General features: G+C 39.9%; 18 protein-coding genes. 8 read left to right on the top strand and 10 right to left on the bottom strand.

Annotated features, from left to right (window positions below; all coding sequences use genetic code 11):
- The first annotated feature begins 316 nt into the window (after positions 1-316).
- Positions 317-3,025, top strand: a complete 2,709-nt coding sequence (gene secA, locus QL989_RS06395) for a preprotein translocase subunit SecA (protein WP_198522435.1) — start codon at positions 317-319, stop codon at positions 3,023-3,025.
- A 70-nt stretch (positions 3,026-3,095) separates the two neighbouring features.
- Positions 3,096-3,494, top strand: coding sequence for an 8-oxo-dGTP diphosphatase MutT (gene mutT, locus QL989_RS06400; RefSeq protein ID WP_290169140.1), 399 nt, complete (start codon positions 3,096-3,098; stop codon positions 3,492-3,494).
- A gap of 374 nt (positions 3,495-3,868) precedes the next feature.
- Here mutT and QL989_RS06405 read toward each other — a convergent pair whose 3' ends face one another.
- The 3 genes from QL989_RS06405 to pmbA form a co-directional block, all read right to left on the bottom strand.
- Positions 3,869-5,941, bottom strand: coding sequence for a M13-type metalloendopeptidase (locus tag QL989_RS06405; RefSeq protein WP_290169142.1), 2,073 nt, complete (start codon positions 5,939-5,941; stop codon positions 3,869-3,871).
- Between the two features lie 239 nt (positions 5,942-6,180).
- On the bottom strand, positions 6,181-6,660 hold the full coding sequence (locus QL989_RS06410) for a DUF721 domain-containing protein (RefSeq protein ID WP_054202561.1): 480 nt from the start codon (positions 6,658-6,660) through the stop codon (positions 6,181-6,183).
- Positions 6,661-6,769: 109 nt separating this feature from the next.
- The gene (gene pmbA, locus QL989_RS06415) at positions 6,770-8,119 is read right to left on the bottom strand and encodes a metalloprotease PmbA (protein WP_075169497.1); all 1,350 of its coding nucleotides are present in this window, start codon (positions 8,117-8,119) and stop codon (positions 6,770-6,772) included.
- Positions 8,120-8,264: 145 nt separating this feature from the next.
- Here pmbA and yjgA point away from each other — a divergent pair, with 145 nt between their 5' ends.
- Both yjgA and hemN read left to right on the top strand, forming a co-directional pair.
- The gene (gene yjgA / locus QL989_RS06420; RefSeq protein ID WP_010390384.1) at positions 8,265-8,789 is read left to right on the top strand and encodes a ribosome biogenesis factor YjgA; all 525 of its coding nucleotides are present in this window, start codon (positions 8,265-8,267) and stop codon (positions 8,787-8,789) included.
- Between the two features lie 116 nt (positions 8,790-8,905).
- Positions 8,906-10,279, top strand: a complete 1,374-nt coding sequence (gene hemN, locus QL989_RS06425; protein ID WP_010390381.1) for an oxygen-independent coproporphyrinogen III oxidase — start codon at positions 8,906-8,908, stop codon at positions 10,277-10,279.
- Between the two features lie 59 nt (positions 10,280-10,338).
- Here the strand turns inward: hemN and QL989_RS06430 are convergent, their stop codons facing one another.
- The 3 genes from QL989_RS06430 to QL989_RS06440 all read right to left on the bottom strand — a co-directional run bounded on the left by QL989_RS06430 (position 10,339) and on the right by QL989_RS06440 (position 12,834).
- On the bottom strand, positions 10,339-10,854 hold the full coding sequence (locus QL989_RS06430) for a DUF2489 domain-containing protein (RefSeq protein ID WP_076918850.1): 516 nt from the start codon (positions 10,852-10,854) through the stop codon (positions 10,339-10,341).
- Between the two features lie 12 nt (positions 10,855-10,866).
- Complete coding sequence (gene yihI / locus QL989_RS06435; protein ID WP_290169151.1) at positions 10,867-11,451, bottom strand: Der GTPase-activating protein YihI; 585 nt, start codon at positions 11,449-11,451, stop codon at positions 10,867-10,869.
- 750 nt (positions 11,452-12,201) lie between these two features.
- Positions 12,202-12,834 carry a c-type cytochrome gene (locus QL989_RS06440; protein ID WP_010390373.1) on the bottom strand — a complete coding sequence of 211 codons (633 nt, stop codon included), beginning with the start codon at positions 12,832-12,834 and terminating at the stop codon, positions 12,202-12,204.
- A 281-nt stretch (positions 12,835-13,115) separates the two neighbouring features.
- On the opposite strand from QL989_RS06440, the gene yihA reads away from it, so the two are divergent.
- Positions 13,116-13,757, top strand: a complete 642-nt coding sequence (yihA, locus tag QL989_RS06445; protein WP_138607234.1) for a ribosome biogenesis GTP-binding protein YihA/YsxC — start codon at positions 13,116-13,118, stop codon at positions 13,755-13,757.
- On the opposite strand, the gene QL989_RS06450 is transcribed toward yihA, so the two are convergent.
- The 3 genes from QL989_RS06450 to polA all read right to left on the bottom strand — a co-directional run bounded on the left by QL989_RS06450 (position 13,758) and on the right by polA (position 18,093).
- Positions 13,758-14,276, bottom strand: a complete 519-nt coding sequence (locus QL989_RS06450) for a DUF1285 domain-containing protein (RefSeq protein ID WP_055012276.1) — start codon at positions 14,274-14,276, stop codon at positions 13,758-13,760.
- Positions 14,273-14,860 carry a YceI family protein gene (locus QL989_RS06455; protein WP_055012277.1) on the bottom strand — a complete coding sequence of 196 codons (588 nt, stop codon included), beginning with the start codon at positions 14,858-14,860 and terminating at the stop codon, positions 14,273-14,275. Before QL989_RS06455 ends, QL989_RS06450 begins: the two co-directional genes overlap by 4 nt.
- A 497-nt stretch (positions 14,861-15,357) precedes the next feature.
- Positions 15,358-18,093, bottom strand: a complete 2,736-nt coding sequence (polA, locus tag QL989_RS06460) for a DNA polymerase I (protein WP_008467914.1) — start codon at positions 18,091-18,093, stop codon at positions 15,358-15,360.
- A gap of 510 nt (positions 18,094-18,603) precedes the next feature.
- On the opposite strand from polA, the gene elbB reads away from it, so the two are divergent.
- The 3 genes from elbB to QL989_RS06475 all read left to right on the top strand — a co-directional run bounded on the left by elbB (position 18,604) and on the right by QL989_RS06475 (position 22,590).
- Positions 18,604-19,251: an isoprenoid biosynthesis glyoxalase ElbB gene (gene elbB / locus QL989_RS06465; RefSeq protein WP_010390362.1), complete on the top strand. Its 648-nt coding sequence runs from the start codon at positions 18,604-18,606 to the stop codon at positions 19,249-19,251.
- A 204-nt stretch (positions 19,252-19,455) separates the two neighbouring features.
- Positions 19,456-19,848: a cytochrome c5 family protein gene (locus tag QL989_RS06470; RefSeq protein ID WP_008112730.1), complete on the top strand. Its 393-nt coding sequence runs from the start codon at positions 19,456-19,458 to the stop codon at positions 19,846-19,848.
- 177 nt (positions 19,849-20,025) lie between these two features.
- Positions 20,026-22,590: a diguanylate cyclase gene (locus QL989_RS06475; protein WP_290169161.1), complete on the top strand. Its 2,565-nt coding sequence runs from the start codon at positions 20,026-20,028 to the stop codon at positions 22,588-22,590.
- Positions 22,591-22,603: 13 nt separating this feature from the next.
- On the opposite strand, the gene rep is transcribed toward QL989_RS06475, so the two are convergent.
- Positions 22,604-24,622 carry a DNA helicase Rep gene (gene rep, locus QL989_RS06480; RefSeq protein WP_290169163.1) on the bottom strand — a complete coding sequence of 673 codons (2,019 nt, stop codon included), beginning with the start codon at positions 24,620-24,622 and terminating at the stop codon, positions 22,604-22,606.
- Between the last annotated feature and the right edge of the window lie 43 nt (positions 24,623-24,665).

A 24,665-nucleotide genomic window follows, 5' to 3' on the forward strand; every position in this document is an offset into this window, starting at 1 on the left:
TTAATTTATTCAACACCATATCTTCAGAGTCTGTTTATCTGCAGTTTTAATCAACTTTAGCTACATAATGCTATTTTTATGAGCGAGATCTCATTTTTCTGTTTTAAATGAAGATCTTTTTATTGAGGTAGTTTGATGTTTAGCAGAGTCTGGTATAGTAGCGCAGGTAATAAACAGTGCTTTTTAAGCAGCTTAATACAAAATTGCTAATTAATGTGTCCTAAAGGTTAATTTAAAGAATACATTAATTATCAATTGTAAAAAATGGGTTAGCCGATGCACGGCTAGCAAAAAAACACATTGTAACGGTTTTATCATGATATCTAATTTATTTACCAAGATTTTTGGTAGTCGCAATGACCGCACTATTAAAAACCTAAGAAAGACGGTCGCACTGATCAATGCACTTGAAACGCAACTAGAAGCGCTTTCAGATGAAGATTTAAAAGCTAAAACAGCTGAGTTTAGAGAACGTTACGATAACGGACAAAGCTTAGGCGATATTCTACCAGAAGCATTTGCTGTGGTACGTGAAGCGTCAAAGCGTGTAAACGGTATGCGTCACTTCGACGTGCAACTATTAGGTGGTATGGTTTTACAACAAGGCCGTATTGCAGAAATGCGTACTGGTGAAGGTAAAACACTAACAGCAACGCTTCCTGCTTATTTAAATGGCTTAACAGGCAAAGGCGTTCATGTCATTACCGTGAATGACTACTTAGCCAAGCGTGATGCTGAAACCAACCGTCCACTATTTGAGTTTTTAGGCTTAACCGTTGGTTGTAATGTTCCGGGCATGATGCCACAACAGAAAAAACAAGCTTATGAAGCTGACATCACTTACGGTACCAATAACGAATTTGGTTTTGACTACCTACGTGACAACATGGCATTTAGCATTGATGAGCGCGTTCAACGCCCATTATTTTATGCCGTAGTGGATGAAGTGGATTCAATCCTAATTGATGAAGCGCGAACGCCGCTTATTATTTCAGGCCCAGCTGAAGACAGCTCAGAGCTTTACACTGAAATAAATACCATTGTTCCTTTACTTGAACTACAAGAAAAAGAAGATGAGGAAGGGATTGAAGGCGATGGCGATTTCACTATCGATGAAAAATCTAAGCAAGTTCACCTAACTGAGCGTGGGCAAATAAAAGTTGAAGAGCTTCTTACAGAGCGCGGCTTAATTGAAGAAGGTGATTCACTGTACTCAGCAGCGAGCATCACGCTACTTAGTCACGTTTATGCAGCTCTTCGTGCACACAAGCTTTACCAAAAAGATGTTGACTACGTTATTAAAGAAAACGAAGTTATCATTATTGATGAGCACACAGGTCGCTCTATGGAAGGACGTCGTTGGTCAGAAGGTTTACACCAAGCCGTAGAAGCAAAAGAAGGTGTGAAAATTCAAAACGAGAACCAAACGTTAGCTTCGATTACGTTCCAAAATTACTTCCGCTTGTACGAAACGCTAGCAGGTATGACAGGCACAGCCGATACAGAAGCATTTGAGTTTCAGTCTATCTACGGTTTAGACACAGTTGTTATGCCAACCAATAAGCCAATGATCCGTGATGATCGCGCAGATTTGGTGTACCTAACGCAAGAAGAAAAGTACGAAGCCATTTTAGCAGACATTAAAGACTGTCAAGAACGTGGTCAGCCAGTACTTGTAGGTACTATCTCAATTGAAAGCTCTGAGTACTTGTCGCAGTTTTTGCGTAAAGAAAAAATTAAGCACAATGTACTGAACGCTAAATTCCACGCACAAGAAGCTGACATTGTTTCTGATGCGGGCTTGCCAGGGACTGTTACTATTGCCACTAACATGGCTGGTCGTGGTACCGATATTGTACTGGGTGGTAACTGGAATAGTGAAGTTGAAAAACTTGAAAACCCAACTGACGAACAAATTGCTGAAATAAAAGCAGCATGGAAAATTCGCCATGATGCGGTAATCGATGCCGGCGGTTTACACATTATTGGTACAGAGCGTCATGAATCACGTCGTATTGATAACCAATTACGTGGTCGTTCTGGCCGTCAAGGTGATGCCGGTTCAAGCCGTTTCTACCTATCGATGGACGATGCACTGATGCGTATTTTTGCTGGTGAGCGCATGACTAACATGATGCGTAAACTAGGTATGCAACGTGGCGAAGCGATTGAACACCCATGGGTTAACCGCGCAATAGAAAACGCTCAGCGTAAAGTAGAAGCACGTAACTTTGATGTGCGTAAACAGCTACTTGAGTACGATGATGTAGCAAACGACCAACGTCGTGTTGTTTACTCTCAACGTAACGAATTGCTTGAAGAAGGTGATATTTCAGAAACGATTACCGCTATCCGTGGTGATGTGCTCGCTGGTGTAATTGATCAATACATTGCCCCACAAAGCTTGGCTGAAATGTGGGATATCCCAGGGCTTGAAGAGCGCTTAAAGCAAGATTTCCTAATTGAGTTACCAATTACTCAGTGGTTAGCTGATGACAATAAACTGTACGAAGAAAAACTTCGTGAGCGTATTGAAGAAGCGGTTGAACAAGCCTACAAGCAAAAAGAGGAAATGGTCGGCGATTCTGTACTGCGTCAGTTTGAAAAAGCCATTATGCTTCAAAGTCTTGACCAACATTGGAAAGACCACCTTGCTGCAATGGATCACTTACGCCAAGGTATTCACTTACGTGGTTACGCACAAAAGAATCCTAAGCAAGAATACAAACGTGAGTCGTTTGAGTTATTCTCTGAAATGCTAGAAAACTTAAAAGTCGATGTGGTCGGTATTTTAAGTAAAGTGCAAGTTCGCGCTGAAGAAGATGTTGAAAAAGTAGAAGAGCAACACCGTAAAAGTGAAAATGCCCCTCGCGAATATCAACATGAAGAAGCAGAGCACGTAGGTGGTGAAGCACCGCAAAGCGCTCAGGTTATGGCACGTAGCGAGCCAAAAGTTGGCCGTAACGATCCATGTCCATGTGGTTCAGGCCAAAAATACAAACAATGTTGTGGTAAATTAAAATAACACCACTTTGTTACGTTAGATAAAAAGCGACGCTTGCGTCGCTTTTTTTATGCTGTTTAAGGGAGAGGTAATGACTAAAGTAATCATCAATGTTGCTGTGGGTGTAATTAAAAAAAATAACAATTTGTTTATTTGTAAACGTGCAGATGAGCAACATCAAGGTGGGCTATGGGAGTTTCCTGGTGGCAAAGTTGAAGCTGGAGAAAGTGTGTTTCAAGCCCTAAAACGTGAACTGCTAGAAGAAGTAGGGTTGACTATTCATAGTTCAAGCGAACTTATCACTATAGAGCATGACTATGGCGATAAATGCGTACGACTTAATGTGCATGTGGTCAGTAACTTTAATGGTCAAGCTCATGGCGCAGAAGGACAACCAAGCGAATGGGTCAGCATAGACGAACTTGATAACTATGATTTTCCTGCGGCCAATGTCGAGATTGTCAGCGCCATAAAAACGAAATATAGCTAGGGTCTGTTGATCTTTCAAGGTTAAATTTGCAGTAGTCTGTTTGGTATTTAGGCAAGGCAGAGCCTATGTGGTGTGGTTATTCCCCATAAATAGGCGATAACGCAGCATCAATGCCAAACAGGCGCTGCCCGAAGGGTTCTGCCTAGGGGCGATTTACTCTTTGTTGCTCGGTTTTTACTTAGCCCACTAGGTTACAAACCTCGCGCCGTGATTAAATCGCCCCTAGTTTGAACAAATTTTAATCCGCAAAGGTCAACAGACCCTAGTTTTATCATCAGGTATATAAGTAACTAAAAAGCCAGTGAACATGATGCTCACTGGCTTTTTATTTTGCGATTAATGGCTCTAACCGCTTAAGCTAATTTTAGCTCAAATTACCAAATTTTTACGCGATCTTCAGGCTTGATATACATTTTATCGCCCTCTTTAACATCAAACGCTTGGTAAAATTCTGGCATGTTCGACAAAATACCAATTACGCGATAATGACTCGGTGAATGTGAATCGGTCATTAAACGATTACGTAGCGCCTCATCACGGTATTTACGACGCCAAATTTGCGACCAGCCCATAAAGAAGCGTTGGTCGCCCGTATAGCCTTCAATAATGGGCGCTTTCGAATCACCCAGCGATAGCTGATACGCTTTATAAGCGACGGTTAAGCCGCCTAAATCACCAATGTTTTCACCCAGTGTCAGCTCACCATTAACGCTGGCATCTTCAAACGGTTTATATTGATTATACTGTGCAACTAAGGCAGCACTTCGCTGTTCAAACTGCTTAAGGTCTGACTCGCTCCACCAATTACGTAAATTGCCATCACCGTCGTATTTTGCCCCTTGGTCGTCAAAGCCATGGCCTAACTCATGGCCAATAACCGCACCAATAGCACCATAGTTAACCGCATCATCCGCTTCTAAATTAAAGAAAGGAGGCTGCAGAATCGCCGCAGGGAATACTATTTCGTTATTCACTGGATTGTAGTAAGCATTCACTGTTTGTGGAGTCATATGCCACTCAGAGCGATCAACTGGCTTACCTAATTTAGCAATCATATCTGCATAAGCCCATTCACTGTAGCGAATATAATTACCAACCAGTTCATCAGGGTTAATCGCTAAATCTGAGTAATCTTTCCATTTATCTGGGTAACCAATTTTAGGGGTAAACTTATTGAGTTTTTCTTGCGCCGCCACTTTTGTTTCAGGGCTCATCCACTCAAGGTTTTCAATTGCCACTGAATAGCCTTTAATCACATTATCAACTAACTCTTCCATACGTGCTTTTGCTTCTGGCGGGAAGTTTTCTTTAACGTAGACTTTACCTAAAATTTCACCCAGTACACTGTTTGATGCATCAACGGCTTGCTTCCAAAGTGGTGCTTGCTCTTCAACACCACGCAACGTGGTGCTGTAAAAATTAAACTTCAAATCCACTAAATCTTTATTAAGTAGCTGCGCGTAATTACTAACAAAATGGAATTTTAAATAGTTTTGCCAAACAGCTAAGTCAGTATTGTTGAAAATCTCTGCAAATTTTTCAAAGTAACTTGGTTGGCGCACAATTAACTCTTGAACATCAACGCCAACTGCTTCGAAATAGGCATTTAAATCAAACTCACCCATTAGCGAGTTAGCTTCAGCTACCGTCATTTTATTGTATGACTTAGTTGCATCACGGCTTTGCACCCGGCTCCACTGTGCATCAGCAAGTGTCGTTTCAAGTGCTAATATCGCTTTGGCTGCATCAGCGGCATTATTAACGCCAGCTTTAGCTAAAATATCGGTGATATACGTTTGATAAGCCGCGCGAATTTTTGTGAATTTTTCATCATCTTTTAAATAGTAGTCGCGGTCAGGTAAACCAAGTCCCGCTTGATAGGCATAAAGCGCATTTTCACTTGAGTTTTTAGCGTCATTATTAACATACCAGCCAAAAGGAAGATCGCCACCTTTAACTTGTAGCTGTGCCATCAGTGTGACCAACGCGGCTTTATCTTTCACTGTATCAATGCTTTTAATAGCCGGCTCAAGTGGTAACATCCCTAACTCTTCACGAGCATTTTCAGCCATATAGCTAGAATAAAATGCACCAATCTTATATTCATCTGAACCTGGTTTTGCACTACTATTAGCACTGGCGTTTTCAAGTACTGTTTTCATTGCTTTTTGCGATTCATCATATAACTGTGAGAACGACCCATAGTTAGACTTGTCACCTGGAATCTCAGTTTTTGCTAACCATTGACCATTAACATGGTAATAAAAATCATCCTGTGCACGAACACTTTTATCCATATTTTGTAAATCAACACCTAACACACCAGGGGTCGCCACCGGTGCAGTTACTGTGGTTGATTCTGCTTTCATTTGTTGTGGCTTTTCGCCGCAGCCAACCAAACCTAACGCCAATGCAATACTGGCGGCAGTCATTGTTATTTTTTTCATAAGAATTCCGTATATTAATTAGAATAAATACGCATTTCATTAAGATTTGATAACTCAAAAAAAACAACAATAGGATGCAGTCTATTACCTGCTTAATGAAATACGCATCAGCTACAACCTAATTTAGGAAGCACTAGCTAAGCATAATAAACCTGATTTAAATAACAATAAAATCGAATATGTAACAAAGTATTTTGCGTTTGTTCAAAGCGTGAAAAAGAGCCTAGTATGAGGGCTAGCTAGGGCTTACTTTTGCCATGTAATGCTAAGCGCTGCAGCTTTTCTTTTAATGAAGGAGGGGCAGAATCGGCGATCGCATTCAAATAATCAGCCGTTTGCTCACTCATTTTAAGAGAGTTAGTCGCTTGGCTATCTGTCGCTTTAGGACGATTACTTAATCGTTGAGTTGCTTGTGGATTGGCGGTAATTTTTATTTGTCCAAGCTCTGCCATACCTGCGGCTCTAAAATGAGACTGCATATCCATTTTTAAATAATTAAGCCTAAGAGCAATAGGAGCTGAAACAGCTTCTATCATCAGTGTGCCGTCACGATAATTACTTACTCGACATTTATCGCCTAGCTTAGGCCCTAAAAAATCGCGTAACAGTTGTTGCTGTGTATCCAATGCTTGGCTTTTTCCCGCATAGGCTGCTAAACGGTTGTTTAGCCCGGCCATAATGTCGGTTAATGGTTTTGGCGCATATCTATCTTTAGCCATATCACACCTTAAAAACCTCAAAGGAAAGTTTGCTTAAATTAAGCTTAATTTAAGCAAACAAAGTGGGTGTATACCAATTCGCTGAATTAAGTATTATTGTGGGTGGGTATTAAGCACCCGCAATTTGCATTTGCTCAATCAGCACTGAGCCCGTTTGAATACCACCACGTCGCTCTATATCGCCACCAATAGCTGAAATACCTTTAAACATATCTCTTAAGTTACCAGCAATAGTTATTTCACTTACTGGGTACTGTATTTCACCATTTTCAACCCAAAAACCAGCTGCACCACGAGAGTAGTCACCAGTCACGGTATTTACACCCTGCCCCATAAGTTCAGTGACTAACAAACCCGTGCCCATGGTTTTCAATAGTGTAGCTAAGTCCTGATGGGTTTGCTCAACCAACCAGTTATGAATACCACCGGCATGGCCTGTTGGCGTCATATTCATTTTACGCGCTGCGTAGCTCGCTAATAAATATGTTTGCAATTCACCACCGTGTATTATTTCTCTGTCTAGAGTTTTAACCCCTTCGCTATCAAAAGGTGATGATGCTAACCCTTTTAATAAGTGTGGGCGCTCTGAAATATTAACAGTTTTGCTGAACACTTGTGTACCTAAGCTATCCAGTAAAAAGCTGGATTTGCGATACAGTGCGCCACCGCCGATTGCAGACACTAAATGGCCAAACAATGAGTTAGCAATATCGGCTCTAAAAATAACCGGCACTTTCATGGTGCCTAGTTTTTGGCTGTTTAGTTTAGCTAGGGTTTCTGCAGCAGCTTCAAGCCCAACACTTGCAGCATCTTTTAGCCCTGCTTGATCGCGGGAAATTGTGTAGGCTGAGTCGCGCTGCATATGTTCGCCCTCTTTGCCTATTACCATAGTGCTTATGCTATGGCGTGTTCTTGGGTAGCCTGCAATTAAACCATGACTATTGCCATACACTCGCAACCCTTGGTGCGAAGAAAAGCTAGCACCATCTGAATTCACAATTCGCTCATCCGCATTTAATGCGGCTTGCTCAGCAGCATGACATAAATCAATTCCTTGCTCAGGGCTTACATCCCAAGGATGAAATAAATCTAAATCTTTAGGCGAAAACTCAAGTAATTCTTTATCAGCAATACCATTGCACGGATCATCTGAGGTGAATTTAGCAATATCTATGGCTTTTTCGACCACAGTTCGCAATGTTTTTGGATTTAAATCAGCCGTAGAGGCGGAGCCTTTGTTATTACCAACATACACGCTAATGCCTAAACCACCGTCTTGATTAAACTCAATGGTTTCTACCTCGCCCATGCGCGTACTTACCGACAGCCCTGATGTGCTTGACATAGCAGCTTCTGCAGCAGTAGCGCCTAGCTTTTTAGCATGTTCGAGTACTTCAGAAACGGCATCTTTTACTTGAGAAATTTGCGAATATATTGGATCTTGGTGTTGGCTTTTCATAAATTCTGTCCTGAGCCCTGAAGGCCATGTTGCACACATTTTTTATATTTAAATGCTAACACACTCACTGCACCACATCAGCTAATATTAATCACTAAAAGAATCGCGTATAATAGATAAAGTTATTTTTACTTAAGAGCACCCCATGGCGAAGAAAAAAGGCAAGCCTGCTGAAATTGAAGAAGAAATTATATATGTATCAAAAAGTGAACTTAAGCGCGAAGCGCAGGAGTTTCATCAGTTAGGGTCTGAAATTGCCAAAATGGGTAAAAAGCAGCGCGAACGCTTACCGCTTAATGATGATTTAAAAGAAGCAATGGTTGTTGCCGATAAAATTAGTAATAAAAGTGATGCATACCGCCGCCACTTAAATTACATAGCAAAAACCCTTCGTACAGTAGAAAATATTGAAGAAATTAAAGCGATCATTGATGTAATGCTTAATAAAAATAACCAAGCAGAGGTTATGATCAAAAAGATTGAGCAGCTGCGCAGTGATTTAATTGAGCAAGGCGATGACTTAATCAACGAAACAATTGAACAATACCCAGCTCTTGAGCGTCAAAAAATGCGCCAACTGGTGCGTAATGCGGCCAAAGAAGTAAAAGCAGAAAAGCCTGCGAGAGGCTACAAAGAGCTATTTCAGTATTTAAAAGACGCCATAATGTAACGCAGCCACGTTACATACTAAAAAGATGCTACGGCATCTTTTTTTGTTGTAGATCAAAACCCCTTCCCCTTTCCTTTTTTACAATACGCAGCAACTAAAAAGATAAGGTGCGCGTGATGATTAAACTTCCTCAATGGGATCAAACTTTAATAAACAAATACAATGTATCGGGCCCGCGTTACACGTCTTACCCGACTGCACTTTCGTTAGCTGACGGCTATCAGCAACAAGATTTGATTAGCGCTATTGAATCATCGCAAACCCGTGCTTTGTCTTTATATATTCACATTCCTTTTTGTAGCCAGCTTTGCTATTACTGTGGCTGTAATAAAGTCATTACTCGCCATCAATCTAAAGCTGATACCTACCTAGATTTTTTAGCTAAAGAAATCGTGGCACAAGCGCCGCTATTTCAAGACTATCGGGTTGAGCAATTACATTTAGGAGGCGGTACTCCAACCTTTTTGACCGCAGCCCAAATGACTCGCTTAGTAAAGCTACTAGAGCAACACTTTAACTTTAGCGATACCTGTGAGCGCGGTATAGAAATAGACCCTCGCTCACTGGCTGACAATATGCTGATTGACTTAAGCGAGATGGGATTTAATCGTGTGTCATTTGGTATTCAAGATTTTAATGATCAAGTTCAGCTAGCTGTTAACCGCCCTCAACATGTTGATGAGGTAAAGCAGTTAATTACCCAAGCAAAACAATTAGGCTTTAAATCAATTAATGCAGATATGATTTATGGACTGCCATTACAAACACCTGAGAGTTTTAAGCAAACTATTGAGCAACTGATTGCTTTAGACCCCGACCGTGTTTCAGTATTTAACTACGCTCATTTACCTGATCGTTTTGCCGCTCAACGTAAAATAAAAGATGCTGATTTACCCAGTGCCCATAATAAGCTCACTATGTTCAAAAATACCCTAGAGCAAATGACCCAAGCGGGCTATCAGTTTATAGGTATGGATCACTTTGCAAAAGTTGATAATGAATTGGCTATTGCTCAAAATAGCGGCCAACTTCATCGTAACTTTCAAGGTTACACTACCCATGGAGAATGTGATTTACTAGGCTTAGGGGTCTCGTCAATATCGCAAATAGGCACAGCCATACTACAAAATAAGAAAGAGCTAAAACACTATTACCAAACAATCGATGAGCAAGCAGGCAGTGCCATTAATAAAGGCATGCATTTAACCCAAGATGACCTTATTCGAGCGGATGCAATTAAACAACTTATTTGCCAGTTTGAGCTTGATATGAGCGTATTCGCGAACAGACATAAAATCAGCTTTAATGACTACTTTAAAGATGCCTTAGAGGCACTCGCGCCATTAATTGCCGATGAAATGGTAACAATAGAAAACAACCTAATTAGCGTAACACCAAAAGGGAATTTATTTATTCGTATTATTTGTATGTGCTTTGATGCGCACTTACAAAAACAAATAAATGCCACTCGCTTCTCACGGGTTATATAATTTAAAAAATAGCGCGCATAAAAAAAGCAGACCTAGGTCTGCTTTTTTATGCTGTAAAATTAATTAAAAACTACGTTTTCGCTGCCTTGTGCTGCTTTAAACTCAATAATGATTTTTTCACAGTCGGCTTTAATTTCATCACTCAGTGATTCTTCTGCGCGCCAGCGTGCGGTATCTTGCTTAAAAATTTCTTTTTTAGCGTACTTTTTGCGCGAATCGTGAGTTGGCATTTCTTTTACCACGTCGTACATTTTATAAATGCCTGGGTATGCAGTTGTTAAGTCACGCTCAGTATCAAAACTATATTGCGACATCAGCACCCAAATACGTAAACAGCCCTCAGAGTAATCACATTGCTTTTCATTCATCGCACGTGCAATTAAATGAATACTATCGGCTAGCTTTGCATTACGTTTTAAACGCGACTGCTTAAGTTTTTGCTGTTGCTCTGCCTGTTGTTTGCTAATTAGCTTTTTTTGCACATTTAGCTTGTAGAGCAACTGACCCGCATAAAATGCCAAGCCCGCTATAATAGCAGCACCTACAACTAAGGCTAAGATCACTGCTGTACTCATTGCGTATCCTTATTACTTATCTTCGTCGTCATCTAGCCATTCATTAGCTAGGTCGTTTGATAGGTATTGATCAAAATCTGAATTACTTTCTTCATCACTGAAGTCATCTTCAAATTCTTCTTCATCTTCAATACCTAATAACTTACACAGCACTTGGTGACGCGCTATACGGCTATTAAAGTATTTAGCATCTTTACCCGTTAGCATTTCACCTTGCTCATGACGCTCAACTAATTTAAGCAAGCGCTCATCATTTTCAAGCGCATCTAATTCTTGCTCAGGCGTTAACTCAGGCTCAATCGCCTTTTTAAGCTCTGCTACAGGCTTAAGGTTACGTTTCATTTCGACTTTTGGTTCAGCGGCTGGGGCAACTAATGGTACTGCTTTTTTACTACCAACACGTTTGTCTTTAGCAGCCGAACCTGTTTTTTGAGTGTCATTACTCAATGCATCAGGTGCATTACGTGAACCTGGCTTAGCGCCTTTGGTTTTCTTTACACGTTGCTCTTTCAATGCACGCATTTCTTTAAGCTTATCTTGGCTTAAACGAACGGGTCCATTTGATGGAATTTTACGTGACTTTTTCTTTCTACTCATATCTTGATCGTCTCACTTAAGAGGTTTTGAGCGAGGCGCAACTCAATGGGCATCGCGATGCTGGCCTAGCCAGAAGAATTCGGTTTGCGTTTTAGAGGTTGGGTTTCTCTATATATACGCCAAAGCATATTTAGATGCTTTTTTTAAACGGGGGGTATTGTAACAGGACAAATAAAAAGGCGGTAGAGAAAACATCTCTACCGCCTGCTAATCTGAGCGCCATTATATGGACACTTCTCCCTTCGACTTTTTAGTCTTTATTATTTTTATTATTATTTCTTTATCCGTATTATTATTATTTATCTTCCGTGTAGCATTCCATTTTGTTTTTATTATTAAACTTCCATGAGTTTTTATTATTTTCGGTCTTTCCTGACACTTTTTTGTTATTTCCTTTAGTAGCACTCTCAATGTGCTATTCAGTCGTGCCGCGCTACGATCCTTATAACGTTTTCCTATTTGTTATTATTGTTGCGACAGGGGTTAATTTACTCGTTAATAATTTTGTTACAACTAATTTATATCTTTTTTCTTATGTAAAACATAACAAAAGACGTTAAAAATCATAAATTACAATAAGTTAAATTGAAAAACAAAAATAAAATGAGACTTTTCTTACAATAGAGTATGGTCAATGTCTTACAAGTAAAGGGGCTTTATCGGTCATTGCAGAAACAAAAAAAGCAGCCAAGGCTGCTTTTTGTCTACTTAACATTGTATTATGTTAACAATATCTAAATAAATACGACTTTAGTGTAGGCCGCCAAGGTATTTAGATAATGTTTCAATGTCTTTATCAGTTAATTTCTGAGCAATATCTTGCATAACACCATTTAGGTCGTTATTACGAGTGCCATCTCTGAACTGCTCAAGTTGTGACTTGATGTATTCTGGATGTTGGAAAGAAATTTTTGGGAATTTAGCTAGTGAAGAGCCATTACCACGTGGACCATGACAAGCCGCACATGATGGAATTCCGCGTTCAGCGTCACCCGCTTTGTACAACATGGCGCCTGTTTCTTGAACATCTTTAGGTGTAGCACCTTCAGACATGTTCAAAGAAGCAAAGTAAGCAGACAAGTCTTTCATATCTTGATCGCTCAATGGCATTGCCATACCGCTCATTACTGGATTCATTCGACCTTCTTTACCGCCCGAAGTCATACCTAATTTAAATTCAGTAAGTTGTTTGTATATGTAATCTGCGTGTTGGCCTGCAATTTTTGGGTAGATGTTAACCGGCGCATTACCGTCTGGGCCGTGACAAGCCGCACACGTTGCTGATTTTTCTTTACCTGCGTTTACATCGCCATCAAATGCTGTTGCGTTGCTTGCTGACAACGCACCAAGCAATATAGTTAAAGATAGTGCTATTTTTTTCATGGTGAATTCTCTGTTTCCGACCCTGTATCATCTACAATATGGATGTTGTGATTTTTATATTCTACACGATATTAAATTCTCTGGCACGTTTTCTACACACATTAAACCTATAAATTATAGGGTTTTGAGTAAAATTAATCGCTAAGCCAGTTAAAATGTACCATCAGCAACGGTTTTACATGCTCAAATACACTTTTTAATAGCTACTTTATAGTATAAAATACGCGCCACGGGTGAATTTGGTTTACCCAATGTTATTTTTTTTAGTTTTAGGAGAGCCTGTGCTCAAATCTCGTATCAAGTATAACACTGCGTCTTTTGTTACAAGCGCGCCAGACATCACTAAATTACCTGCTGATACGGGAATTGAAGTCGCGTTTGCCGGTCGCTCAAATGCAGGTAAATCAAGTGCGCTTAATGCCCTTACCGATCAAAAGTTAGCACGTACTAGTAAAACACCTGGCCGTACTCAGCTGATCAACACATTTGAACTTGCCGATGTAGATAACATGCGCCTAATTGACCTACCAGGTTATGGCTTTGCGAAAGTGCCAATTGAAATGAAAAAGAAATGGCAAAAGTCGCTAGGCGAATACCTACAAAAACGTCAAAGCTTAAAAGGTATTGTGGTGTTGATGGATATTCGTCACCCATTGAAAGATTTAGACCGCGATTTAATTAATTGGGCTGTAGGTAGTGAAATTCCAGTATTGGCACTATTAACTAAAGCAGATAAGCTCAAGCAAGGTCCACGTAAATCACAGGTACTTAGTGTTCGTCGTGAATTGAGTGAATTAGATGGCGATATAACAGTTCATGCTTTTTCATCACTTAAAGGCACAGGCTTACCAGAAGTCGCTAAAAAGTTAGATGAGTGGTACTTAGGTCCAATCGTAGCAATTCCACCTGCTGACACAGAGTAATTACCCTAAATAAAACCGCTCATTCGCGGAGGTAATAAAATAGCCGAGCTCATCAGTTTCGGCTATTTCAACCCACTGATAAAACACATTTCTGGCAACTCGCGCAAAACAACCATAGGGTAATTGCATATAAGGCACTGCAGCACCTTTGTAATTATTAATATATAGCGGCTCAGCACGACTTAGTAGCCAGGTACGCTGTAGATTATCAATACAACAAATAACATCGCCATCAGATGTCGACTCACGATGCCAACTTACAATAATAAATGGCGCATCCTTAGCCTCAATCGCAATTTTCTCTACTGGCGTTTTTAAATAAAACTGTCCATCTTCGCGGCACAACACACTAGCAAACAGTTTTATCATGGCTTGGCGGGTAATTTCACTACCCGCATAAAACCATTTACCTTGCTCGTCAATCAGCAGTGGCAATTGCCCGCAATGAGCAGGCTGCCATTGTTCAAAAGGTTTACTTGGCTCGCTTAGTTGCTTACTAAGTTCGTTAAGAGAAATCACTGTTTTTTAAAGGTCAGTGCAAAAGTAACCGGTACCGCAGTAGCAATCGAAGGTAAGCCGGCTAGTTTTTGTAACTGCATTATCCCTTCGGTAACTTTAAAGTCATCGCTATTAATAATGATAGGTGTAAATGATGCAACGCTTAAATCCCCGTTTTCCGCACTACTAACAAGTACATCAACTGCAAGTGGCTTTTTATGCCCGTGAAAGTCTAGCTCGGCGCTAACACCTTTTAATACGTACTGCCCAGGCTGCTTAATAAGTGACAATTTATCAGATAAGTCAGCGGTTAATACTGCATTTGCAAAAGTGTCAGATTCAAACAAAATTTTGCTTAGGCGCTCGTTACGAATAGGAATAAACGTTTCAGCTGAGGTTAAATCAACATTTACGCTAAACTGACCTTGCTCACTCAATTGCCCTGATAACTGAGTAAAATGGCTTGCCTCAGCAATGCTATTTTTTTTAATTGAGACAAAACTTAATTGGCTTTTATCGTTGAGTAACTGCCAGTTTGCCGATGCAACACCTGAAACTAGTAAACATGATAAAGATAAACCTGCTACAGCTAACGTTTTAAACATAATGCACTCCTAAAATAAAAGGTTTATACCCGAAAAAATAATACTTTGATCAGTCAAATTGAAAATCACTAATACGCTGAGTTAAAAAGAAAACGCACAGTAAACTGATGGTATCACTTGAAACGCTAAGTGCAATTAGAGAATAAATTTAACGCTTTGGAGTAAAGCTATAAAAAAACGGCCCATCAAATATATGATAGGCCGATATAGCAAACTGGGGAGAAGCTATCAATACGTTGCATCTTACGATGCATCATCAACAGGATGTCCTACAGGATGAGGACGGGCGGCACTTTACCAAAAGCAAGCGTAAAAATACAAGCATATTATCGATATTCGAAGCGAATTGACGAACCTCTAACGATTTAATACAAACTGCTGTTTAATTTAACTTTTTTTTAACCTGCAAGCTAAAAGAAAAGCGCCTATTGGCGCTTTTAAATAATTCTTTTTAACTGTTGTGTTTACCTAAGACAAGGCATCCTTGGCATACCAAATTAGTGCGCTTGTTCCCAGTTATCACCTTCGTCAGCTTCAACTATAAGTGGTACATCTAGCTGTGCCGCTTGTGACATCAGCTCACAAATTTGCTGAGTGTATTGCTCAGTGCACTCTGTTTTAATCTCAAATACCAATTCATCGTGTACCTGCATAAGTAGCTTAACCGTATTAGGCGCTTGCTGGTTAACCCATGCATGTACTGTTAACATGGCTTTTTTAATAATATCGGCAGCAGTGCCTTGCATAGGGGCATTAATTGCTGCGCGCTCAGCGCCTTTGCGGCGTGCTCCATTGCGGGCATTTATTTCTGGTAAATGTAAGCGGCGGCCAAAAATAGTTTCTACGTAACCATTTTCTGCTGCTTTTTCACGGGTCGTTTCCATGTATTCTAAAACACCTGGGAAACGCTCAAAATATTTATCAATATAATGCTGCGCTTCATGGCGTGGTACATCAAGTTGACGTGCCAGACCAAATGCCGACATGCCATAAATTAAGCCAAAGTTAACGGCTTTAGCTTTACGGCGCATATCAGATGTAACCTCTTCAAGCTCAACTCCAAATACCTCAGCAGCTGTAGCGCTATGCACATCTAAGCCATTTGCAAAGGCATTGAGCAAGCCTTTATCTTGTGAAAGATGCGCCATAATACGCAGCTCTATTTGGCTGTAATCGGCCGCCACAATTTTATATCCATCAGCAGCAATAAAGGCTTCACGAATACGGCGCCCTTCTTCTGAACGAATAGGAATATTTTGTAGGTTAGGATCGCTTGAACTTAATCGACCCGTTGCTGTTACCGCTTGATGATAAGAAGTATGCACACGCTTGGTTTGCTCATTCACGATCAGTGGCAATTTATCTGTGTAAGTTGATTTAAGCTTAGATAAACCACGATGCTCAATAATCACTTTAGGCAATGGGTAATCGTGTGCTAATTCTTGCAGTACTTCTTCTGCTGTAGAAGGCGCGCCTTTGGGTGTTTTTTTGATAACGGGCAATTCTAGCTTTTCAAATAACAGTACTTGTAATTGCTTTGGCGAGCTTAAGTTAAACGGTTCGCCTGCGATTTCAAACGCTTCTTTTTCAAGCTCAAGTAATCGTTCACCTAAGCGTTGGCTATGCGTGGCCAACATATTGCTGTCGATAGCAACACCGGTGCGCTCAATGTCAGAAATAACGCTTACTAGTGGCATTTCTATATTTTCAAACACCGATTTAAGCTTTTCATCCGCTTCAAGTTTCGGCCATAGTACTTGGTGTAAACGCAAAGTAATATCGGCATCTTCTGCGGCATAAGGCGCCGCTTTTTCCAGTTCGATTTGATTGAACGTGAGCTGCTTTTTACCTTTACCAGCAATGTCTTCAAAGCTAATATTTTTGTGGCCTAAATATTTAAGTGCTAATGAGTCCATATCATGACGAGTACCTACGCTGTTAAAAACATAAGACTCCAACATAGTATCAAACTTAATACCATTTAATTCATAGCCAGCATTGGCAAGCACACTTTTATCGTATTTTAAATTTTGACCAACTTTAGCTTTATTTTCGTCAGCTAATATTGGCCCAAGCTTTTGCATCACAAATTCAAGGCTTAGCTGTTCAGGCGCACCTGGGTAATCATGTGCAACCGGTAAGTAGGCGGCTTCCCCTGCTTTTACTGCGAAACTCATCCCTACCAACTGCGCTTTCATATACTCTAAACTGGTTGTTTCAGTATCAAAAGCAAATAGCTCAGCTTCATTGAGCTGCTCTATCAATGTATTAAATTGGGCCTCAGTTAAAATCGTTTCATAGTGCGCATCTTCAACTTTTGGCAACTCATTCTCTTGGGTTGGGACCGCTAAATGTGTGTCAGCATCTTTTGGATTGTCTAGTAATTCAGCTAGCCAGCGACGGAATTCACACTCACCGTATAAGGCAATTAATTCGTCTTTATTCGGTGTTTGCAATTTAAAAGTATCAAGATCAGATTCAACCTCCACATCACACTTAATAGTGGCAAGTTCATAGCTCAATGGTAAATGATCAATCGCTTTTGCAAGCTTTTCACCTATTTTACCTTTGATATCAGCAGCATTATCAATTACGCCCTGAAGCGATCCGTACTTTTGTAACCATTTAACCGCCGTTTTAGGCCCGCACCCTTCAACACCAGGAATATTATCTACTTTATCGCCCATTAAGGCTAAATAATCGATAATAAGCTCAGGTCCAACACCAAACTTTTCAACCACAGTGTCGGGATCTGAAATACTGTCGGTCATGGTATTGATCAAGGTGACATGCTCATTAACCAACTGTGCCATATCTTTATCACCAGTTGATACCAGTACATGGCGTTGTTGCTCAGAAGCAATGCGCGCAAATGTACCAATCACGTCATCGGCTTCTACACCTTCAATACTAATTAATGGAAAGCCCATCGCTTTAATAATGCTATGTAGCGGCGCTATTTGGGTACGCAGATCATCAGGCATTGGCGGACGATTCGCTTTATACTCGCTGTACATGTCATTTCTAAAAGTTTTACCTTTGGCATCAAACACCACTACCATATGTGAAGGATCGTATTGTTTGATCAAACTTTTCAACATGTTTACCACGCCATAAATGGCGCCAGTGGCTTCACCTTTAGAATTAGTTAAATGAGGTGGAGAATGATAAGCACGAAACAAATATGAAGAGCCATCAACAAGAATAAGCGGGTTTTCGGGGATCTGAGCCATGGTAAAATTGGATCCTAAATACAAAAAAGTAATATAAGTATAAGCATGCCATAAGGCAGTAAATAAAACGACTGTGAATTAATGTGATTAAGAGCGCTACATTTTTAGCAACTTGTGGATAACTATGTAGATAACACCCACAAACTATCCATCCGAAACATAGTAAAATGCTTAGATTAGTTTGTAATTTATTGTTTTGTTTAAAAAAAGATAATTCGAGGTTCTTTTTTATTATTCTTCTATCAATGTGGAAAAGGCATTTAAACCGTTACTGGTGTTGTAACCCACTTTGATTATTTATGTCCATTTAAATAACTGGATGAGCATTCTAGCATAATGGATCAAAGATCATAGCGATCCTTTATAATTTTTTTAACCCTTACTAGTTATCAAATGGCATATAGCGCATAACAACTTACTTTGCGGCTAAAAAACCAGCAAATAAATTTTTAGATAGGCTGATTCGTCGTGTTAAACTTTATTAAAATGACTTCAATGGAGCAAAATAATATGAAAAATATAGCGGTAATTTTAGCAGGTTGTGGCGTATTTGATGGCAGTGAAATTAATGAAGTAGTGCTTACTTTATTACACATTGAAAAAAACAACGCGAAATATCAGTGTTTTGCGCCCGATATTACGCAGTACCATACTCTTAATCACATTACTGGTGAAGAAATGGCAGAGTCGCGTAATGTATTAGTGGAATCGGCTCGAATCACCCGTGGCAATATAAAGTCACTCGCTGAATTAGACATTACACAATTTGACGCTTTAATTATTCCTGGCGGCTTTGGTGTAGCTAAAAACTTATCTGACTTTGCTATTAATGGCACTAACGCGAAAGTAAATGACGAAGTACTGAGCGCTTGTAAAGCATTTGCAAAAGCAAATAAAGCCACCGGTTATATGTGTATTGCACCCGCTTTATTGCCATTCATTTATAATAAACCACAGCTCACTATTGGTAATGATAGCGACACGGCCGATGCTTTGACCACATTAGGCGCTGAGCATATTGAGTGTAAAGTGGATGATATTGTTATTGATAAAAATAATAAGCTGGTTACAACACCTGCTTATATGTTGGCACAATCAATTATGGATGCCGATGCAGGAATCGAAAAACTAGTACGTAACGTATTGGCCATTAGCTAATTATTAGGGTTCTGATCGCATTTAGATGTCTAATGATCCCGTTTTATTTAGGTAATTTATTGAGTTAAGACAATCATTAGTCGTATTTATAAATAAAATCGACTCTGAGCATTTTATAAATCACTGAGTGGAGTTATAATTGGTCTAAATTCCGTCATTTAAAATCGTGATTGATCACGTTCAAATTGAAGTGGGCAAGGCAAAATGAAAAAACTATCAGCTGCAGCATTACTTGTGCTAGCAACCACCGCATACGCACAGCCATATGATAACTCTATGACTGAAGATGCAATTAAAAAACGTTTAGCGCCTATTGGTGCTGTTTACCTTGAAGGTGAGAAAGTAGCGGTTGCTGCACCAACAGGTCCTCGTTCAGGCGAGCAAGTATATCAAGCAGCCTGTTTTGCTTGTCACGGCACAGGTGCTTTAGGCGCTCCTAAATCAGCTGACGATTGGGCTCCTCGTATCGCTAAAGGAAAAGACACCTTATTAGATCATGCGATCAATGGCTTTAATGCCATGCCACCGCGTGGAACGTGTATGGATTGTTCTGATGATGAAATAAGCGCAGCAATCGATTTCATGACCGCTAACTAAAATTAGCCAAGTCAAAATGCTTTAAATAAAAGGTTTACGTTTTAGTAAGCCTTTTTTGTTTCTAATTCATGAGTTTTAGCTACATAATTAAGAAAAATATCTACTTGACGCAAAATGTTAAAAGTGGAACTATAATGATTAATAACTATACAAAAAATTATAACTGGTTAAACATCATTGGAAGATAAACTTATTGTACCTAATAGCGTAGTGCGCCAAAATAAACGACTAAAAGCACTATTAAAAAAGTACAAACATGCCTACCACCTCCACAATGCCCTGATACAATTATCAGAGCAAGCAAGTACTGTTGCCGAGCTAACCTTACTTTACCCTGCTATTCATGACATTTTACAAAAGTATGTTCCGAGTAAAAGCTTTTATGTGGTGCTGGTTGATCCCCAATCACAACAGTTAGAATTATCTTATTTTTCTGATGAAAAAGATGGCATTGCAGTACCACTTAATCGAGATAATAATTTTGAAGAAGGCGCAACGGGTTATGTCTTCAAGCAAGGGAAAACCACTTACTTTACCAAACAGCAAATGCATGATGCTGCCCAGCAAGGCTTATTTAAAGCATTGGGTACACCTGCAGAACACTGGGTAGGCGTTCCCGTTTATCAAGAAAGAAACATTATTGGTGTGTTAGCCGCGCAAAGTTACGACACAGAACAAGGTTACAGTTCTCAACAAATAAACCTGCTTGAGGCCATGTCACTCTATTTAGCCACCGCAATTGAACGGGTTAAAAAACGAGAGTTACTCGAATCAGAAGTAAAATTAAGAACCCGAGCATTAACGCAAAGTAATGACGCTTTAAATGTTGAAATACAACAGCGAAAAGGTGCCCTGCAACGCCAGCAAATATTATTCAAAATTTCAGAGCTGACAACCCAAGCCAAAAATTTAGATGATGCTTATTTTCAAATACACGAAATAATAAAAACCATTACTTACGCAAGAAACCTTTATATTGCCTTGTATGATAAAGAATCAGGTTGGATCAGTTTTCCCTACAGTGTTGATGAATTCCAAGGCAGCACTCAACCACGGCGCTTTGCAAAAGGCTACAGTGAACTGGTTATAAGCACCGAAGAAACACAAATAATTCATCCGAAAAGAGCACAAGAGTTATTAAATAGTGGCATTGTAGAGCGTGAAAAACCAATTGATGAATCCAAGAGAGCCACCAGCTGGCTAGGCGCTCCGCTAAAAACTTCGCAAGGCGTTATAGGGTTAATTGTTTGCCAAGCTTATAATAATGAACACCTTTTTACACATGATGATGCAGAGCTAATCACCTTTGTATCGCATCAAATTGCCACGGTATTACAAACAAAATTAGCTTCACAGGCACTAAAAAAGAGCCACCAAGAACTTGCCTCACGAGTTAATGAAAAAACTAAAGAATTGAGCCAAGCAAATTTACATTTGCAAATGCAAATTGATGAACGTAAAAAAATAGAACAACAACTTTATCACGATGCTCACCATGACTCACTAACAGGCTTACCAAATCGGAATTTATTTTTAACTCAACTAGAAAAAACCCTGCAATATTATCAACGCAATCCAAATGAGCACTTTGCTGTATTGTTTATTGACCTTGATAAGTTTAAAGATATCAATGATCAGCTCGGGCATCATGCCGGCGATGAGTTTTTAATTAGTGTTAGTAAATTATTCTCACAATGTATTCGTGAACATGACTTATTAGCGCGTTTAGGCGGAGATGAGTTTGTAGTATTACTGACCCACCTGACTGAGCCAAACCAGGCAGAAGATGTTGCCAATCGCATAATTAAAATTATGCAAAAGCCGTTTTGTACTAAAGGCGTGTGTGTACAAAGTGGTGCCAGTATTGGGATTACCTATTCAAAGCAAAGCTATAAACATACCGATGAAATCATTCGCGACGCCGATGCTGCTATGTATTATGCTAAAAATTCAGGTAAAAACCGCTTTGAGTTATTTCATCCACTGCTCACTGAGCCTATGTTGCAACATGAGTCACAAACATTGCATCACCTTGATGTATTGCCTATGACGTTTCGTAGCTCAGATATTATCACCTTGGATGAGCATTATCAGAGTGCATCGTTATTTGAGGCTTTTGGTGAACACCCAGTCCTTGGCTTTACCAGTTTTGATATTTTAAAGAAATTTGCGAATGATAAAGAACAACATACCAAAGTTGAACTACAACTCATCCAACAAGCTTACCAACAAGCACAAAATGCAGAGATAGCCGTTGCGCTATTGCCTTGCTCCAGTTTACTGTTAGAAGAGCATGAATTTTCTTTACTAAAAGCGACACTAAAACAACCGGTAAACAATGAACAGCTTTGCTTGTTGTTTGATGAGCAGGAGCTGCGTTATGCCAGCGCACAGCAATTAGAGAACTTAAAACAGCTTAAAAAACTCGGTCATTCGATTGGCTTAAACAATTTCGCAAAAGACAAATGCGAGCTTAATTTGGTGACTGAAGTAGAGTGTGATTATTTACTCCTTAGCTCCACCTTCAGTAAACGAGTATTACAACAAGAAAGCTACGATTTACAGTTGCAGGGGGTGTTGGCTATTACTAAGCTTAAACAGATAAAAGTGATAGCTAAAGGCCCATCAATATTAAACTTTAGAGCTCTTTTAGATAAACACGGCATAAACCTATTCGTTGCTAAACAGCACCCATTAACCAGCGCTATACCAGCTACACTTAAAAACTCAGAATTAAAATAGCGCTAAACACACCTTATTGTGGCTTTTTCAGCATTGCTCTTAAATTTGCAACCCGAGCTTGGCCTTTTTCCATACGTTCAGCTTGGGTGTTAGGCGCTTTTTTGTTTTCAAAGGCTAAGTCATCTTGCGGTAACTCTTGCACAAATCGACTGAGCTCTGTTTGTGATGTTTCACCAAACTGACGGCGGATTTTAGCATAGGTTAAAGTCAGCTCTTGTTGCGCGCGGGTAATACCTACATAGGCAAGACGGCGCTCTTCATCCACATTATCTTCATCAATGCTTACTTGGTGTGGCAACAATCCTTCTTCCATACCGACCATAAATACATAGGGGTACTCGAGTCCTTTTGAGGCATGCAAAGTTAATAATTGCACGGCATCAGCTTCATCTTCTTCTTCGTTTCGCTCTAGCATGTCCCGAAGGGTCAATTTACTAACTACTTCAGCCAGTGTCATTGGCGGATTATCGGCATCGCCTGTTAACATGTCTGTTATCCAGCGATACAGCTCGGACACATTTTTCATCCGCATTTCAGCGGCTTTGGCACTAGGCGATGATTCATACAAGTAAGCTTCGTAATTAATATTACGCACTAAATCCTTCACCGCCTCCAGTGTATCACTGCGCACTGCGTTATCTGAAAGCTCAACCACCCAACGGGCAAACCCAGCTAGTGCATTTAAACCACGTCCTTTTAGTCTGTATCCTAAGTCGTTATCAAAGCAGGTCGCAAATAAGCTTTGGTGTTTTTCATTAGCTAAGGTGCCAAGCTTTTCAAGCGTGACTGTACCAATTTCACGACGTGGGGTATTCACAATTCTTAAAAAAGCATTGTCATCATCTTGATTCACTAAAAGACGTAAGTAAGCCATGATATCTTTAATTTCAGAACGTGAAAAAAACGACATTCCACCACTAATTTTATACGGGATTCGGTTACTCATTAACGACTTTTCAAAGCCCCGCGCTTGGTGGTTACCCCGGTACAAAATAGCGTAATCTTTATAGCTGGTGCGTTTCATAAATTTATGAGAAATAATCTCTGCAACCACACGTTCTGATTCATGTTCTTCATCGCGACAGCCAATGACTTTAATTTGCTCACCATAGCCCAACTCACTAAAGAGCTTTTTTTCAAACTCATGGGGGTTATTTGCAATTAAGATATTGGCCGCTTTAAGAATGCGCCCAGCACTACGATAGTTCTGTTCTAGTTTTATTAATCGAAGCCCAGGGTAATCTTTACTTAATAACACCAAGTTTTGTGGACGAGCACCACGCCAAGAGTAAATTGACTGATCGTCATCTCCCACCACAGTAAAGCGTGCTCGTTCGCCTACCAGCAATTTCACTAATTGATATTGGCTGGTATTGGTATCTTGATATTCATCCACCAGTAAATAACGGAAACGCTGCTGCCATCGCTCACGTGATGTGGCATTACTACTTAAAAGCAGCGTGGGGATCATAATTAAATCATCAAAATCCAGCGCGTTATACGCTCTTAATTGATTTTGGTATCGCGCATACAACTGAGCAAACAATGCTTTTTGCGGCTCTCTGGCTTCGCGAATAGCTCGCTCTGGTAAAATAAGCTCATTCTTCCAACTACCAATTTGCATTTTAAGTAGGTTCAGTAAATCTTTGTCTTTTTTAAGCTCGTCTTCGGTTAAATCAGCAAGTAATTGATTCGTATCTTGGTCGTCAAACAGCGAAAAACCAGGCTTAAAACCCAGTGTTTTTAACTCTTTTTTGATGATTTCAAGCCCAAGCGTATGAAAGGTAGACACCCATAAACCTTTAGACTCTTGTTTGCCTAAGGTTTGCAAAACCCGCTCGCGCATTTCTTTAGCCGCTTTATTGGTAAAGGTAACCGCCGCAATATTACGCGCTTGATACTCACATTTTTGTACTAAGTAAGCAATTTTGTTGGTGATAACTCGCGTTTTACCCGAGCCTGCGCCGGCTAATACTAAGCAAGGACCACTAATGTACTTTACCGCTTCATCTTGTTTAGGATTGAGTTTCATAACGACCAGCTGATTGCAAAAAGACGGGCAATTTTAACGTAAT

Origin of the sequence: Pseudoalteromonas sp. APC 3224, assembly GCF_030407535.1 — a bacterium.
Classification (GTDB): domain Bacteria; phylum Pseudomonadota; class Gammaproteobacteria; order Enterobacterales; family Alteromonadaceae; genus Pseudoalteromonas.

Excerpts from the sequence above, each read along its gene's own strand:
- QL989_RS06440 (WP_010390373.1), bottom strand. The coding sequence starts at position 12,834 with ATGAAAAAAATAGCACTATCTTTAACTATATTGCTTGGTGCGTTGTCA.
- QL989_RS06430 (WP_076918850.1), bottom strand. The coding sequence starts at position 10,854 with ATGAGTACAGCAGTGATCTTAGCCTTAGTTGTAGGTGCTGCTATTATA.
- yihI (WP_290169151.1), bottom strand. The coding sequence starts at position 11,451 with ATGAGTAGAAAGAAAAAGTCACGTAAAATTCCATCAAATGGACCCGTT.
- secA (WP_198522435.1), top strand. The coding sequence starts at position 317 with ATGATATCTAATTTATTTACCAAGATTTTTGGTAGTCGCAATGACCGC.
- hemN (WP_010390381.1), top strand. The coding sequence starts at position 8,906 with ATGATTAAACTTCCTCAATGGGATCAAACTTTAATAAACAAATACAAT.
- mutT (WP_290169140.1), top strand. The coding sequence starts at position 3,096 with ATGACTAAAGTAATCATCAATGTTGCTGTGGGTGTAATTAAAAAAAAT.
- polA (WP_008467914.1), bottom strand. The coding sequence starts at position 18,093 with ATGGCTCAGATCCCCGAAAACCCGCTTATTCTTGTTGATGGCTCTTCA.
- yjgA (WP_010390384.1), top strand. The coding sequence starts at position 8,265 with ATGGCGAAGAAAAAAGGCAAGCCTGCTGAAATTGAAGAAGAAATTATA.
- QL989_RS06405 (WP_290169142.1), bottom strand. The coding sequence starts at position 5,941 with ATGAAAAAAATAACAATGACTGCCGCCAGTATTGCATTGGCGTTAGGT.
- QL989_RS06470 (WP_008112730.1), top strand. The coding sequence starts at position 19,456 with ATGAAAAAACTATCAGCTGCAGCATTACTTGTGCTAGCAACCACCGCA.
- QL989_RS06410 (WP_054202561.1), bottom strand. The coding sequence starts at position 6,660 with ATGGCTAAAGATAGATATGCGCCAAAACCATTAACCGACATTATGGCC.
- rep (WP_290169163.1), bottom strand. The coding sequence starts at position 24,622 with ATGAAACTCAATCCTAAACAAGATGAAGCGGTAAAGTACATTAGTGGT.
- elbB (WP_010390362.1), top strand. The coding sequence starts at position 18,604 with ATGAAAAATATAGCGGTAATTTTAGCAGGTTGTGGCGTATTTGATGGC.
- pmbA (WP_075169497.1), bottom strand. The coding sequence starts at position 8,119 with ATGAAAAGCCAACACCAAGATCCAATATATTCGCAAATTTCTCAAGTA.
- QL989_RS06455 (WP_055012277.1), bottom strand. The coding sequence starts at position 14,860 with ATGTTTAAAACGTTAGCTGTAGCAGGTTTATCTTTATCATGTTTACTA.